The sequence below is a fragment of the Bacteriovorax sp. Seq25_V genome (assembly GCF_000447795.1).
GTDB lineage: Bacteria > Bdellovibrionota > Bacteriovoracia > Bacteriovoracales > Bacteriovoracaceae > Halobacteriovorax_A.
This window is the reverse complement of the sequence record NZ_AUNI01000021.1, coordinates 84,846-99,315: the sequence shown is the minus strand read 5'-3', so window position 1 is coordinate 99,315 and position 14,470 is coordinate 84,846. Positions and strand designations below refer to the sequence as shown.

Annotated in this window: 13 protein-coding genes; 10 read left to right on the top strand and 3 right to left on the bottom strand. The window is 35.3% G+C overall.

What is annotated here, in order from left to right:
* The first annotated feature begins 26 nt into the window (after positions 1-26).
* The 6 genes from atpA (at position 27) to M900_RS15170 (ending at position 6,514) form a co-directional block, all read left to right on the top strand.
* Complete coding sequence (atpA, locus tag M900_RS15195) at positions 27-1,535, top strand: F0F1 ATP synthase subunit alpha (RefSeq protein WP_034733050.1); 1,509 nt, start codon at positions 27-29, stop codon at positions 1,533-1,535.
* Between the two features lie 49 nt (positions 1,536-1,584).
* A complete protein-coding gene (gene atpG / locus M900_RS15190; RefSeq protein ID WP_021276060.1) occupies positions 1,585-2,451 on the top strand; it encodes an ATP synthase F1 subunit gamma in 867 nt (288 codons plus the stop codon).
* Between the two features lie 13 nt (positions 2,452-2,464).
* Complete coding sequence (gene atpD / locus M900_RS15185; protein WP_021275760.1) at positions 2,465-3,889, top strand: F0F1 ATP synthase subunit beta; 1,425 nt, start codon at positions 2,465-2,467, stop codon at positions 3,887-3,889.
* A gap of 11 nt (positions 3,890-3,900) precedes the next feature.
* Positions 3,901-4,317, top strand: a complete 417-nt coding sequence (gene atpC, locus M900_RS15180; RefSeq protein ID WP_021275845.1) for an ATP synthase F1 subunit epsilon — start codon at positions 3,901-3,903, stop codon at positions 4,315-4,317.
* A 90-nt stretch (positions 4,318-4,407) separates the two neighbouring features.
* The gene (locus tag M900_RS15175; protein ID WP_021275951.1) at positions 4,408-5,964 is read left to right on the top strand and encodes a hypothetical protein; all 1,557 of its coding nucleotides are present in this window, start codon (positions 4,408-4,410) and stop codon (positions 5,962-5,964) included.
* A 10-nt stretch (positions 5,965-5,974) separates the two neighbouring features.
* The gene (locus M900_RS15170; RefSeq protein ID WP_021276070.1) at positions 5,975-6,514 is read left to right on the top strand and encodes an outer membrane beta-barrel protein; all 540 of its coding nucleotides are present in this window, start codon (positions 5,975-5,977) and stop codon (positions 6,512-6,514) included.
* A gap of 32 nt (positions 6,515-6,546) precedes the next feature.
* On the opposite strand, the gene M900_RS15165 is transcribed toward M900_RS15170, so the two are convergent.
* Positions 6,547-7,722 (bottom strand): patatin-like phospholipase family protein, encoded by a 1,176-nt coding sequence (locus M900_RS15165; RefSeq protein ID WP_021276064.1) that lies wholly within the window; start codon positions 7,720-7,722, stop codon positions 6,547-6,549.
* Between the two features lie 75 nt (positions 7,723-7,797).
* Between M900_RS15165 and M900_RS15160 the strand changes: the two genes are divergently transcribed.
* From M900_RS15160 to M900_RS15145, 4 genes are read left to right on the top strand one after another with little or no spacing between them, the layout of a single operon-like run.
* A complete protein-coding gene (locus tag M900_RS15160; protein WP_021275880.1) occupies positions 7,798-8,097 on the top strand; it encodes a hypothetical protein in 300 nt (99 codons plus the stop codon).
* A complete protein-coding gene (locus tag M900_RS15155) occupies positions 8,051-9,568 on the top strand; it encodes a hypothetical protein (RefSeq protein WP_198296034.1) in 1,518 nt (505 codons plus the stop codon). Before M900_RS15160 ends, M900_RS15155 begins: the two co-directional genes overlap by 47 nt.
* Before the next feature lie 2 nt (positions 9,569-9,570).
* The gene (gene ligA / locus M900_RS15150) at positions 9,571-11,445 is read left to right on the top strand and encodes an NAD-dependent DNA ligase LigA (RefSeq protein WP_021275958.1); all 1,875 of its coding nucleotides are present in this window, start codon (positions 9,571-9,573) and stop codon (positions 11,443-11,445) included.
* Between the two features lie 9 nt (positions 11,446-11,454).
* Positions 11,455-12,717, top strand: coding sequence for an ATPase domain-containing protein (locus M900_RS15145; RefSeq protein ID WP_021275794.1), 1,263 nt, complete (start codon positions 11,455-11,457; stop codon positions 12,715-12,717).
* Position 12,718: 1 nt separating this feature from the next.
* Here the strand turns inward: M900_RS15145 and glpK are convergent, their stop codons facing one another.
* Positions 12,719-14,212: a glycerol kinase GlpK gene (gene glpK, locus M900_RS15140; RefSeq protein WP_021275715.1), complete on the bottom strand. Its 1,494-nt coding sequence runs from the start codon at positions 14,210-14,212 to the stop codon at positions 12,719-12,721.
* An 11-nt stretch (positions 14,213-14,223) separates the two neighbouring features.
* The gene (locus M900_RS15135; RefSeq protein WP_021276026.1) at positions 14,224-14,451 is read right to left on the bottom strand and encodes a TadE/TadG family type IV pilus assembly protein; all 228 of its coding nucleotides are present in this window, start codon (positions 14,449-14,451) and stop codon (positions 14,224-14,226) included.
* Between the last annotated feature and the right edge of the window lie 19 nt (positions 14,452-14,470).

Genomic DNA, 14,470 nt, shown 5'->3' with positions numbered 1-14,470 from the left:
TGCAACTAATACTGTAGAGGTAAGAGATGTCAATGAATCCAGAAGAGATTACAAGCATTATCAAAGAAAGAATTGCTAACTTCGAAACTCGTCTTAAAGTAGACGAAGTTGGTAACGTTCTAACTGTTGGTGATGGTGTTGCTCGTGTTTTCGGTCTTAAGAATGTTATGGCCGGAGAGCTAGTAGAATTTGAAACAGGTACAAAAGGAATGGTTCTAAACCTTGAAGCGAATAACGTTGGTATCGCAATTCTTGGGGAAGACACAGGGATTAAAGAAGGTTCTGTTGTAAAAAGAACTGAAAAAATCGTTGAAGTTCCAGTAGGTGACGCTCTTCTAGGAAGAGTTGTAAACGCAATTGGACAGCCAATTGATGGTCAAGGTGAAATTAAATCTGAACATACAAGAATGGTTGAAGTTAAAGCTCCTGGGATTATCGCAAGAAAATCTGTTCATGAGCCACTTCAAACAGGTATTAAAGCTATCGATGCTATGATACCAATCGGAAGAGGACAAAGAGAGCTTATCATTGGTGATAGAAAGACAGGTAAAACTGCTGTTGCAATCGACACTATCATCAACCAAAAAGGTAAAGATGTAGTTTGTATTTACGTAGCTGTTGGACAAAAGCAATCAACAGTAAGACAAGTACAACAAAAACTAAAAGAAGCTGGAGCTCTTGATTATACAATCATCGTTTCTGCTACTGCATCTGCTTCTGCACCACTACAATTCTTAGCTCCATATACTGGTTGTACAATGGGTGAGTACTATAGAGATAACGGAAAGCACGCGGTTATCGTTTATGACGATTTAACTAAGCAAGCACAAGCTTATAGACAGCTTTCACTTCTTCTTAGACGTCCACCAGGACGTGAAGCATTCCCTGGGGATGTTTTCTATCTACACTCAAGACTTCTTGAAAGAGCGGCGAAACTTTCTGATGAACTAGGAGCAGGTTCTTTAACTGCGCTTCCAGTAATTGAAACTCAAGAAGGTGACGTTTCTGCATATATTCCAACAAACGTAATTTCGATTACAGATGGACAGATCTTCCTAGAGTCTGATTTATTCAACTCAGGTGTTAGACCAGCTGTAAACGTTGGTATCTCGGTATCACGTGTTGGTGGTTCTGCTCAAATTAAGGCAATGAAGAAAGTTGCTGGTACTCTAAGACTTGACCTTGCTCAGTATAGAGAACTTGCAGGATTTGCTCAGTTTGGTTCTGACCTAGACGAAGCTACTCAAAAGCAGCTTTCAAAAGGTGAGAGACTTGTAGAACTTCTAAAGCAAGCTCAATATTCACCAGTAGACGTTATCGATCAAACAATCGCTATCTTTGCTGGTACTAACGGTCTTCTTGATCCAGTTCCTGTTTCTAAAATCAGAGAGTGTGAAAAAGATCTATTAGAGCACCTTAATACAACTCATTCAGCAATGATGACTGAAATTAGAAATGCAAAAGAAGTTTCTGGTGACAATGCTACTAAAGTAACTGCAATCATCAAAGAATTTGTTGCTAATAAAAAATACTAATTTTTAAGTAGGGGTGAAGTAAAATTCACCCATTATGTTGAGGGGCCGTATGGCAAATGTTAAGGAACTAAAAAAGAGAATTAAAAGTACGAAAGGTACTTTGAAAATCACTGCTGCTATGAAGCTTGTTTCAGCTGCAAAGCTAAACAGAGCACAGCAGGCAATTCAAAGTTCTCGTCCTTTTGCTACTGAATTAGAAGATTCAATTAAAACAATCTCTGCTTTAGTACAAAATTACTCTCACAAATATTTAGAGAATAACGAAAGCAAGTATGAAGTACTTTTAGTTATTTCATCTGATAAAGGTTTATGTGGTGGTTACAATAGTAACTTAGCAAAACCAGTTAGAGAATTTTGTAAGGAAAGAGGAGAGAATTTAAAAGTTTTCTTCATCGGTAAAAAAGTAAGAGAATTAATTCAAAAAGAAGTTAACGTTGGTAAGACATTTACATTCAAAAAGTCTGAGCCTGCTTTTGATGAAATTCAAAAAGTAGGTAAAGAGTTAGCTGAACTATTTACTTCTGGTGAAGTAGGTAAAGTTCATATTGCATATAACGTTTTTGAATCTGCAATTTCTACAATTCCAACTATCAAGCAAGTTCTTCCAATGACTATGGATAATAGTGTAAAAGAAGAACTGAAAGAAAAATTTCCATTTGATTTTAAATACGATCCATCGCCAGAAGTTATTCTTGATGAGTTAATCCCAGAAGCATACACAAGTGCTTTATGGACAGCTCAACTTGACGCTATCGCGGCAGAGTATGGTTCACGTATGACTGCAATGGATAATGCGGTAAGAAACTGTAAAGATGCAATTAGAACATTAACTTTAAAAATGAACAAATTGAGACAAGCTGCTATTACAACTGAACTTATTGAAGTTGTTTCTGGTGCTGAGTCACTCAATGGTTAAGGAGCAAAATAAAATGTCTGAATCTAGAGGTGTAATTCGTCAGGTTATGGGGCCAGTTGTTGACGTTGAGTTTGCTGATGGTAAACTTCCAGCGATCTTTAACGCTCTAACGGTTACTAATAAAACAATCAATGATCAAGAAAACAACCTTGTTCTTGAAGTAGCTACTCACTTAGGTGACAACGTAGTAAGAACAATTGCAATGGACTCTTCTGAAGGTCTATCAAGAGGACTACCTGTTACTGATACTGGTGCTACTATTCAAGCTCCAGTTGGTAGAGAGTGTCTTGGACGTATCATCAACGTAATTGGGCAACCAGTTGATGAAGCAGGACCACTTGAAAGTAAAAAAACATATTCAATCCATAGAGAGCCACCAAGTTTTGAAAATCAATCAACTAAACTTGAGCCATTCTATACAGGGATTAAAGTTATTGACCTTCTTGCTCCATACCTAAAAGGTGGAAAGATTGGTCTATTTGGTGGTGCTGGTGTTGGTAAGACAGTTCTAATTATGGAGCTTATTAACAACATTGCAACTCACCACGGTGGTTTCTCGGTTTTCGCTGGTGTAGGTGAAAGAACGAGAGAAGGTAACGATCTTTATCACGAGATGAGAGATTCAGGTGTTATCGAAAAAACAGCACTGGTATATGGACAGATGAATGAGCCACCAGGAGCAAGAGCGAGAGTTGCACTTACTGGTCTTTCAATTGCTGAATATTTTAGAGATGAAGAAAAACAAGACGTACTTTTCTTTGTTGATAATATCTTCCGTTTTACACAAGCTGGTTCAGAGGTATCTGCACTTCTTGGACGTATTCCTTCTGCCGTAGGTTACCAACCAACTCTTGGTACAGAAATGGGTGCGATGCAAGAGCGTATTACTTCAACAAAAGATGGATCGATTACTTCAATCCAAGCTGTATACGTACCTGCGGATGACTATACGGATCCAGCTCCTGCAACAACATTTGCTCACTTAGATGCAACGACAGAACTTTCTAGATCGATTGCTGAAAAAGGTATTTACCCAGCGGTAGATCCACTTTCATCTTCATCTACAATTCTTTCGCCAGCAATTTTAGGTGACGAGCATTACAATACTGCTAGAGCGGTACAAGCTATTCTTCAGAAGTATAAAGAACTTCAAGATATTATCGCGATTCTTGGTATGGACGAACTTTCTGAAGATGATAAGAAACTAGTTGGTAGAGCAAGAAAGATTGAGAAGTTCCTTTCTCAACCATTCTTCGTTGCTGAGCAGTTTACTGGTATTAAAGGACAATTCGTTAAAATCGAAGATACAATTAAAGCATTTAATTCTATCTTAAACGGTGAATGTGATGATGTTCCTGAGCAAGCTTTCTACTTAGTAGGAGACCTAAACATGGTTTACGAAAAGTGGGAAAAAATGAAAGCAGACTCTAAAAACTAATTGAGGCGAATATGAATAACTTCACTGTTGATATTTTAACTCCAAGTAAAGTAATCGTTAAGGACGCTCCTGCAGAGGACGTTCTTATCCCAACTTTACGTGGACAGATCGAAGTTAAGAAGGATCACACTCATATCGTTGAAAAGTTAAATACAGGTATTATTTCTGTATTTGGTGGAGCTGACGATCCAGATAGACACTTTTTTGTATCTACTGGGGTTTGTAAGGTTCTTAATAACAAGATCACAATTCTGGCAAATACTTCTGAAGAAGACTTAGAAGTAGATTCAGAAAGAGCTGAACTGGCACTTAATCATGCAAATGAAAAACTGTCGGGTACTCTAACAGATGATGAAATTGAAAAATTTCGTCGTAAAGCTGAAAGAGCTGCTCTTAGAATTCAGTTATCAAAAACTGCAAAAAAATAATGAAAAAGGGGGACTTAATTAGTCCCCTTTTTTTTAGGCAAAATTTGCCGCTCTCTTTCTTCAAAGACCACTCCATAAGACAATAGAAGCATGTTATTAAAGCTGCTTTTTACATTAATTTTCAGTACCTTAGTTTGTTTTGGGAATGAATTTTCAGACACTAATGTCCATGACTTTAAACCTTATAAAATCAGTATTAAAACAAAGAACATTAACTGGGATGAGCTACTTAAAAAATCTGAAAAACAAGAAGATGAAATAAAGCAAATTAGTTCATCAGTCATGAAAGATAAGAAAACAAAGACAAAAAAAATAAGTAAAGATGAAGAAATGGTGTTCTTTACTTACGACACCCCTGAAAATAAAGAAGTTATAAAAACCCCAAAAGAAGTACCTGTAGTAAAGCTTGAGACTAAAAATAAGGTCTCTAAACAACCACAAAAAAAACAAGTCCCACAATTTGATAATATAGATTTTAGTCAGTTTATTTCTTCAGCTGCTAGAAGAAATATAGAAAGTTATTTTGAAATAAAAACTTCGATCGTTGGTAGTAAAGGCCTTGAGAAAAAGGGAGTAACTGATTTTGACTTGGTCCCAAATTACGACACAAATCAGTTGTTTACAGATAGCGGAACCGGAGTAATTAAAATTCCAATTGCGAACGATGATCGATTCTACAATTTTAAAGGTTCTATTGCCGCTAGAAATGTGATGAGAACTAACTTTGAATTAGCTGTTCGAGAAAATGACATATTTAATATACCACTATTTGATGAAAGTACCTTTGATACAATGGTAAGAAAGTATATCCAAACTGAAGAGTATGGTGCCTATCTTCTGATCAATCTTGGTGAAGAAATAGATTCAACATCGTTAGATGGAAAATTTAAAAAGAAGATTTATCTTGATCATAACTTGAAAGAAGCAAGGGTCGATAATGAATACCAGTATGAGTTATACATTGATATAGAACCAGGGAATACCTTAATTAGGTATATGGATATGAAAGGTGATATGTCAGAAAAAATTATTCATTTAACCCGTGGGGAAGTGACCTATGACGAGTCGAATTTTCATTCGAAAGAATACTTAGAATTTGAATTGGTAGAGGAAAATTTACTTTCTAAAAAAACGTTACCGATTGAAATGAACGATAAAAGGATCAGGTTTTTTAATACGAATATAGCATCAACGAAGATTGGACTTAATCGATATAAATTGAAAATTCCACGAAGAGACTATGCGTTCAGAAAATATCTCGAAATCGATTATGGGCAAAAAATATTTGTCGGAGTTGGAGAGGATAGTAAAATAAAACTTCCTGGAGAAGATTTTATTCCATATTTAAAAAGTATACTTGGAATAGATGATAATACTAAAGCATGCTTTATTCAGTTAAATCTTAAGAACGCACTAAAAGATTTCCATGCACAAGTGACATCGACGCAGGAAACAGGATCTTATGACATTTATTATATGGATAAAGATGGAACACTTTCAAAAGAGTTAACTGGACTGACAGAGAAGATATTTGTCTATAGTAATGATTACGGAGTAATTAACATGAAGTTAAAAGATATAAATAACAACACAAAATATTATCAAAGCTTTTGTACAGATTCTTTGTACTTGATAGAGCAAATTTAGGAGAGAAAAAATGAAAAAATTATTATTAGCGGTATTTATGACAGTTAGTGCGAGTGCAGGATTTTTAGTTGAGCCATATCTTGGATATCAACTTGGATCTGGTGATGCGGGAGCTACTGACTATACATTCAATACAACAGTAATTGGTGGGCGTGTTGGTTATACAATGCTTGGATTTATGGGTGGTCTTGACTATTCAATGGGTGCAGAAAGTGATCTTGAGGGTGAAACTGCTGGTGTTAAAACTAAAACTAAATTTTCTCAGAACAATTTAGGTTTATTTGCAGGATACGAATTACCAATTCTACTTAGAGCTTGGGCAACTTACTACTTAAGTACAAATCTTGAGCAACAAGAAGGTACAAACAAAGGTAAAGAGTATAGCGGAGACGGTATTGGATTTGGTGTAGGTTTTACAGGTTTACCATTCGTATCGCTAAACCTAGAGTATAGAATGATGTCATATGACGAGTTTGACGGAAAATCATTAACTAACAAACTAGAAGAAAACTTTGTTCTTCTTGGTGTAAGTTTACCATTAGATCTATAATCTAAAATATAAATAGACTGGGGAAACCCAGTCTATGCTTCAAATTCATGGTTTCTAAAAATTTCAAGAGTCCTCTTATACCCAGCTTTAACCATCAATGAAGTTCGCTTCGGGTCAAGTGAAAAAGAATTCGTAAAGAAAATATCAAAGTGCTCATGCTTAGGATAAATATCAATTAAATGCACATTCGGATTATAGTTTAGCTTACGCTCGAGAATTGCACCAATTTGACGACGGTGCTTTTCATCAAATTTGTGAGTTTTCATGTAACTATTGACAGTGTTAACAATATCTTCAGCCGCGAGACGACGAGCACGAGAGCCTACAATCTTCTTTTGAATCATTAAATATATAGCCTGCACACAAATAGCTGGTAAACCATAGTTTATTAATGACCCGATTTCATCTTGATAATGATATGGGGTATGTGTCCAGCTTGAAATAATGAATTCACAATTATTGTCGCTGGCCACATGAGTAGAAAGTGTTTCCCTAATCTCACCATCAATATAGTAGTCAGTCTTGCCAGTATATGTATTAACAACTGGGTATGGTGAATAAAATGGAGGAACACTCATACTTGCTGTAACGGCTTCAGATATAGGAATACCAGTATAGTAATGAGCAGTTGAGTCATGACCAGGGTTTGGATAATTATACTTTGAGAAAATAACTTTACGTGAATGATCGAGCTGTGTGGCAACCACGAAAAGATCGGCGTCAAGATCAGCAAAGTCGTTAGACTTGATGATATTTTCGCTTATGTAGTCATGTAAACCCTGGGTGGAGAAAATACCAGAGATACCAAGAACAGGACTAAGTAACTTTCTAACTACTAATGGGAAGCCTTCAAAGGGGTCGTAGCTACTGCGTTGAACCTTATTATGAGGCTTCTTGAGTGAGAGCATATCTTTGTAGCCAATAGGCTTGAGTGTAGAATTTTTTCTCTGAATAAATGACTCTATAATATCAGTAGGACTATAACCACTTGCTAGATAAAGTGAAATAAGTGAACCAGCGCTTGAACCTACATAGGTTGAGATTTCGTAATCTGGCTCTGGGGCACTGTGGTTATTTTTTAAAGTGAAACCAAGCTCTTCAAGTGCCCAGGCAACACCTAAATGCCAAGCGGCGGCCTTAACAACACCACCAGAGAGAACAAGAGCAGACTTCTTATTTTTAAAATTTGATATATCAATTCTATTCATAAAAAAAATTATATCATAACGTTAAAAAAAGGGATAAGTTTTGATTAACAAAGAACAAAAGGGTAAAATTTTAGAATGAATTGGATGACAATAACTGAGTATTCTACTCTAAAAAATATATCAGTATCTACAATTAGAAGATACATCAGACATAAAAAAGTTGAATCGAAATTTGTTGATGGAAAATACTTTATACAATGTGATGAAGTGACAGAGCAAAAAACGACTTTAAATGAACATTTCTATAAGAATGAAATAGCAATGCTCAAGCTCAGATTAAAATTACTGGAAGAAGAAAATAACGAATATAAAATGCTAGTTAAACTTTATGAAAGAGAGAAGATCAGTGAAGAACTACCTCAATTACCTATGTAAACTAATAATAGCTTTTACTTTACTCGCAGCGGTGGCAAACGCAGAACCGAGTATGAGAAAGTGTATGATTTTACCAGTGAGAGATTCAGTTGGTGGAGCAATAGGTTTTAAAGTTTATGACCTCGTTGAAAGATATTTGAAAGCATCGAAGTGGTGTTACTACCAATCTAATTCAGAAATTATCAACATTCTTACAAACTATAAAAATACTTTAGATCAGGCATTAAATAATCCAGAAGTTTTGAAAATTGTATCGGAAAAAACTCAAGCTGGAAGTTTGATAAAGATTAAACTTGATAGCATGGCGAAGGGTATGAATATTGAAGTAACAGTACTTGGGCCAAATGGTAAAGATGTTTACTTCAATCAGGTGACAGCTATTGAAAGTGATGAAATTGAAGTAATCGCACAGACGGTTAATAACTGGCTTGATGTCTATGAAAAAAATATACCTTACGACGCAAGAGTTGTGGGAGTACTTGGTACACAATTTACAATTGACCTTGGACAACAAGCGGGCATTTATAATGGCTATGAAATCAATGTTGTTAGACCAGTAAAAAAACAAAGGCATCCTCTTTTAAAAGAAATCGTAGAGTGGAGAACAATGCCAATAGCAACCGCTAAGCTCTTTCATGTAGGGCAGTCACAGGCGCAAGCTAAGATTTTAAAATATGAAAGAGAAACATTAGTTCAAGTAGATGATTGGATTTTGATTTCAAAGAATACGGCTGATGTAAAAAATAATGAATCTCTAGAGTATGGTGTTCAAATAAGACCAGATGATGAATCGAGTAGCTTTGGAAAGCTTGGCTTTATAGCAGGATATCTAAATTTGGGATCAGGATCAGCAAGGATTGATAATAGCTCTAGCGGAAAAGAAATTGGTGGTCTAAATATCGGTGTAGGTCTAGCGGCAGAAATATGGGCTACGAGAAACTATTGGGCCGGTCTCGATATTGATAAGCATTTTGGAAGTCACTCGAAGAAAGAGGGTACTTTTAATAGTGACTCAAACTCACTTAGCTTCTCAAAATTTAAACTGAAAGTTGGATATCGCTATTTACCACTAGGCTTCTTCTATGGACCGCAACTTGATGGGTATATTGGATATGGTTCTTATACATATGGTTATGACAATAAAGTGGCGGACGGTATTACAGAAACCGTTTATAAAGGAATTTTTCTGGGTGGAAAAGGTTCGATGCCAATTATTAAAGATGTTAGAGCACATTTGTTAATTGAGTTTATGTTAAGCCCAGGTTATGAAGAAACATTAAAAATATACGGAGAAGCTGACACTGTTAAAAGTTTCAATCTTGAAGTTGGTGGAAGTTATCAATATAGCCCAAATACTGCATTTGTAGGGGCTATGGAATATATTTCAAATTCAGCAGAATTTGAGAATAGTGACACAGTTGTAAAACATAAAAATTTAAATTTTAAAATTGGTGCGAGTTTTAATTATTAACAATGAAAAGAGTAAAAGAACTAGAAAAACAAATACGTTATCATAAGGCGTTGTACTATGCAGGAAGTCCAGAAATATCGGACTTTGATTATGATAAACTAGAAGATGAACTAAGAGAGCTTTCTCCAGATAACCCAGTGCTTAATTTGATCGGATCAGAAATAAAATCTGAAGATAAGGTAAAGCATGATTCAAAAATGTTATCATTGGGAAAAACATATAGTCTTGATGAGCTTATGAAATGGGCGGAAGGCCAAGACGTTGTTTGTATTTATAAAGTAGATGGCGTTAGTTGTTCGCTAATTTACGAGAATGGAAGATTAGTACAAGCAAAGACACGTGGTGATGGCCAGTTTGGTGAAAATATTACATCGAAAGTTAACTGGATGAAGGATGTCCCTTTAACGATCTCTAGCACGGAAAGAATTGAAATTCGTGGTGAGATGTACTGTGATGAAAAATCTTTTATATCACTCTGTGAGGAAATGACCAATATGGGGCTAGATCGCCCTACATCTCAAAGAAATATTGTCGCTGGGTTAGTCGGAAGAAAAGAAAATATTAGTCTTTGTAAGCATCTCTCTTTCGCAGCATTTGATGTGATTGGTATTGATTATAAACTAGAATTAGAAAAATATAAGTTCTTAAATGATAATGGCTTTAATGCCTTATCTGTCTCACACCCAAAAACAAAAAACGATTACAGTAACCTAATAGAGGATGCAAAACAGTTTATGAGTGAGGGAGATTTTCTCATTGATGGCCTTGTGTTTGTTTACAATTCAATCGGTTTACAAAATGAACTTGGGGAAACAGCTCATCACCCTCGTTATAAAATGGCATTTAAATTTCAAGGGGAAACAAAGCAAACAACACTACTAGATATAACATGGCAAGTTTCACGCAATGGTTATTTAACACCAGTAGGTGAAGTAGAACCTGTAGAAATAAGTAATGCCATAGTGTCGAGGGTAACACTCCATAATTATGGGATCGTAGCTAATCACAAACTTAAAAAAGGTGATGTGATCGAGATCGTAAGGTCTGGTGAAGTAATTCCAAAGTTTCTTGAAGTTAAGAAAGCTAGTAACAATGATTTTGTTGTTCCAAGTTGCTGCCCATCATGCAATCAAGCTGTAACGGTCGAAGACATAAGATTAGTATGTAAAAACAAATCATGCCCTGCTCAGATAAAAGAAGTAATTCTAAACTTTGTTCAAAAAATCGGAATCGAAGCTCTTAGTTCAAAAAGACTTGATGAAATTTTACGACAAGAAATGATCTCTGGGATAGAAGATCTCTACAAATTAACGATAGAAGATTTTTTAAAATTAGATAAAGTTAAAGATAAATTAGCACAAAAGTTTTTTGATGAAATTCAAAAGTCAAAGAGAACAAATTTAATAACATTTTTAGCAAGTCTTGGTATCTCTGGTGGCGCTGTTAACAAATGTGAAAAAGTTGTTACATCAGGATATGAAACGATTGATAAAATATTAACGATGAGAGTAGAAGATCTTATCGCAATTGAAGGCTTTGCTGAAAAGTCAGCATCAGAATTTATCAAATCTTTAAATGAGAAGAAGCTGTTAATTAAAAAATTAATTGAACTTGGTTTTGAATTTGAGGAAATTGAAAAAAATGATGCTGAAGGCCCATTGAAAGACATGAAAGTATGTATTACTGGAGCGCTTTCGCAAAAGAGATCAGTTGTAGAAGAGAAGATTAAAAAACTTGGTGGAAGTTGTGTTGGATCTGTATCGAAGAATACAAGTATCTTATTAACTAACGAAACAGAACCATCAAGTTCAAAGTATAAAAAGGCCATCGAACTAGGTATTAGAATTATTAGTGAGGAGGAACTTTTTAAATTCTAAAGGAGATAAATGGCTAAATCAAAAATTAAGTTCGAGTGCAGCTCGTGTGGTTATCAAACTGCAAGTTGGCTCGGACGATGTCCAGAGTGTCAGAAGTGGAATAGTTTCGAAGAGAAGATTCCAAAAAAGCAGAACTTAGAAATCAAACTCACAAAACTCATACATATAAATCAAAACAATCTAGATAAAATATCTACAGGAATCCATGAGTATGATAAAGCAAATGATGGAGGTCTTGTTCAAGGATCGTTGAATTTATTGTGCGGGGAACCGGGTGTTGGGAAATCGACATTGATACTAGAGCTTGCAAATAAGTTAGGAAAAGCAGACGAAGAAATATTATATGTTAGTGGTGAAGAGAGCTGTGAGCAAATAGCACTAAGGGCCAATCGGTTAAATGTAAATAATGAATATATAAATATTGCAACGGAAGTAGAGATATCAAAAATACTAACAATAGCTAATTCGATAAGACCAAAATTTCTTATTATTGATTCAATTCAAACGATACGAATGGAAGAAATTAGAACAAATGCAGGTGGAGTAGCTCAAATAAGAGAAGTAACCTTAGAAATATTGAATTATATAAAGGCCAAAAATATAACCTGCTTCTTGATCGGTCACATTACAAAAGATGGGCAGATTGCAGGGCCCAAATTACTAGAACACATGGTCGATGTTGTAATGCACTTTGAAAAAGTTTTAGGTGAAGAACTAAGAATGTTAAAAGTCGTTAAAAATAGATATGGATCAACTAATGATATTGGTTTGTTTGAGTTAAAAGAAAATCGTTTGATAGAGATACAAGAAAAGTACATTAAAAAGGTTTCTCATGAGTTCAACAGACAGATGAGTGGCACAGCTTATACAGTTTTAAGAGAAAGCAATAGAGAAATACTTATTGAGGTTGAGGCCTTGGTGGTTGAAGGGAAGGGAATAACAGGAAAGCGAATAATTAGATCTGGTGATCAGGCAAGACTTTCAATGATTTTAGCAGTGATGGAGAAGCATTTAAAAATAGATATGAATACTTATGATATCTATATCAATATAAATGGAACCATTAAAGATTATGATGAACAGATAGATAGTTGTATATTAGTTGCGATCTTAAGTTCACTTAAAAAAATAGATCTTAATTCAACCAATCTTTATACTGGATCAATCTCATTAAATGGTGCGATAAGAGTTAAAGATGAAATAAAAATTAAAGGATTTGAAACCATTAAAGCCTCAAATGTAAATGAACTGGCCGCAAGATGCGGCCAATAGCTTAAAATAATCTTTTTATATAATTAGTCCACTCAGATTTCTTAGGAAGATAATAGTCTCTAGAGTCTGTAGAATTAGATGAAGGACTGAAGGTTTGATCTTCACTCCAGATACCTTGTAGCTTATCTATTGTTGTAAGTTCAACTCCTATGGCTGCAGCTAAACCTGCTCCATAAGCTGTCGTTTCGATAACCTTTGGGCGAACGATATCCATTAAAGAGAAATTTGCTTGAATTTCCATAAGTAAATTATTCGCAACAGCACCACCATCAACTTTAAGAGAAGTTACTTTCTCACCGAGATCACTTTCCATTGCATTAAGAAGATCATTTATAGATAGAGCGATACCCTCAAGAGCTGCTCGTGAAATTTCTGCTTGGCCAGAGTCTCTTGAAAGTCCTAAAATTGCTGCACGTGCGTTTGGATTCCAGTAAGGAGATCCAATTCCTGTAAAGAATGGAAGAAAGAAAATTTCGCGAACACGGTCAAGATTTTCAATAGACTTGGCTAGATTTTCAATTTCTTGAGCTGACTTAAAAAACTTCATATTATCACGAAGCCACTGAACACAGGCTCCAGCAATATAGCTACTACCTTCTAAAGCATACATAGTAGTGTCTTTATGTTTGTATGCAACAGTAGTGAGTAGACCACTATTGGAATAAACTTTTTCATTTCCAGTATTAAGTAACATGAAGGCACCTGTGCCATAAGTGCATTTACTTTCACCTTTTGAAAAGCATGCTTGTCCAAAAAGAGCAGCCTGCTGGTCTCCAAGAATACCTGAGATAGGAATGCCATCAGGAAGAAAACTAAGACCTTTAGTGTGCCCAAATAAGCCAACTGAGTCCTGAATTTCAGGTAAAATATCCTTAGTTATATTAAAAATATCGAGAAGTTCATCATCCCAGTTTAGACTATCAAGTGACATTAGAAGTGTTCGAGACGCATTTGTAACATCTGTCTTGTATGAAGTTCCCGCTGTTAATTTATAAAGTAAGTAAGTATCAATATTACCAAACTTCAGATCATTAGATGTTAGCGCGCTCTTGACTGACTGATTATTGTCGATAAACCACTTCATCTTCGTTGCAGAAAAATATGGATCTAGTGGTAGACCAGTTTTATGTCTGACAGAATCTTCTAATCCGCGTTCTTTAAGTTCATTACAAAAACGTGCAGTACGACGATCTTGCCAAACAATTGCGTTTGCTAACGGGGCACCGGCGTTATTGAAAGCACATGTTGTCTCTCGTTGATTTGTTATTCCGATAGCGGAAATAGATTTTGGATCAATATTATTCTTACTGAGAATTTTAGTAATTGTAGTTTGCGTCGCGGTCCAAATGTCGTTTAAGTTGTGTTCAACATATCCTGGTTTAGGAAATATTTGATCATGTTCTTGGTTAATCTTGTCGACGATAGTAAATGAATTTGTTTCAATGAGAACTGCGGTTGTACCAGTTGTTCCCTGATCAATAGAAAGTATGTACATATAAGCTCCAGTTATTCGATTACAGAATCAGTTGGATTGGTGATAACCTTGAGTAAAGCTACCCAGCGGTTGCCAATATTTACGCCGACATTTTTAACCATTAAAAATGATAATGAGACCATGATAAGAAATAGGAATAGAAATTCTATAAGCGCCTGGCCATCTTCATCTTTTACAAAAGACCTAAAAGAAGTTAATATTCTTATATAAATCGCTTGGCACTTTTTGCTATGTTCCATGAGATATTTTTTACCTTTA

What these genes read in the sequence shown, in the direction of transcription:
- M900_RS15160 (WP_021275880.1), top strand. Translation starts at nt 7,798, where the DNA reads ATGAATTGGATGACAATAACTGAGTATTCTACTCTAAAAAATATATCA.
- atpC (WP_021275845.1), top strand. Translation starts at nt 3,901, where the DNA reads ATGAATAACTTCACTGTTGATATTTTAACTCCAAGTAAAGTAATCGTT.
- M900_RS15145 (WP_021275794.1), top strand. Translation starts at nt 11,455, where the DNA reads ATGGCTAAATCAAAAATTAAGTTCGAGTGCAGCTCGTGTGGTTATCAA.
- atpG (WP_021276060.1), top strand. Translation starts at nt 1,585, where the DNA reads ATGGCAAATGTTAAGGAACTAAAAAAGAGAATTAAAAGTACGAAAGGT.
- M900_RS15165 (WP_021276064.1), bottom strand. Translation starts at nt 7,722, where the DNA reads ATGAATAGAATTGATATATCAAATTTTAAAAATAAGAAGTCTGCTCTT.
- atpD (WP_021275760.1), top strand. Translation starts at nt 2,465, where the DNA reads ATGTCTGAATCTAGAGGTGTAATTCGTCAGGTTATGGGGCCAGTTGTT.
- M900_RS15155 (WP_198296034.1), top strand. Translation starts at nt 8,051, where the DNA reads ATGAAAGAGAGAAGATCAGTGAAGAACTACCTCAATTACCTATGTAAA.
- M900_RS15135 (WP_021276026.1), bottom strand. Translation starts at nt 14,451, where the DNA reads ATGGAACATAGCAAAAAGTGCCAAGCGATTTATATAAGAATATTAACT.
- glpK (WP_021275715.1), bottom strand. Translation starts at nt 14,212, where the DNA reads ATGTACATACTTTCTATTGATCAGGGAACAACTGGTACAACCGCAGTT.
- M900_RS15175 (WP_021275951.1), top strand. Translation starts at nt 4,408, where the DNA reads ATGTTATTAAAGCTGCTTTTTACATTAATTTTCAGTACCTTAGTTTGT.
- atpA (WP_034733050.1), top strand. Translation starts at nt 27, where the DNA reads ATGTCAATGAATCCAGAAGAGATTACAAGCATTATCAAAGAAAGAATT.
- M900_RS15170 (WP_021276070.1), top strand. Translation starts at nt 5,975, where the DNA reads ATGAAAAAATTATTATTAGCGGTATTTATGACAGTTAGTGCGAGTGCA.
- ligA (WP_021275958.1), top strand. Translation starts at nt 9,571, where the DNA reads ATGAAAAGAGTAAAAGAACTAGAAAAACAAATACGTTATCATAAGGCG.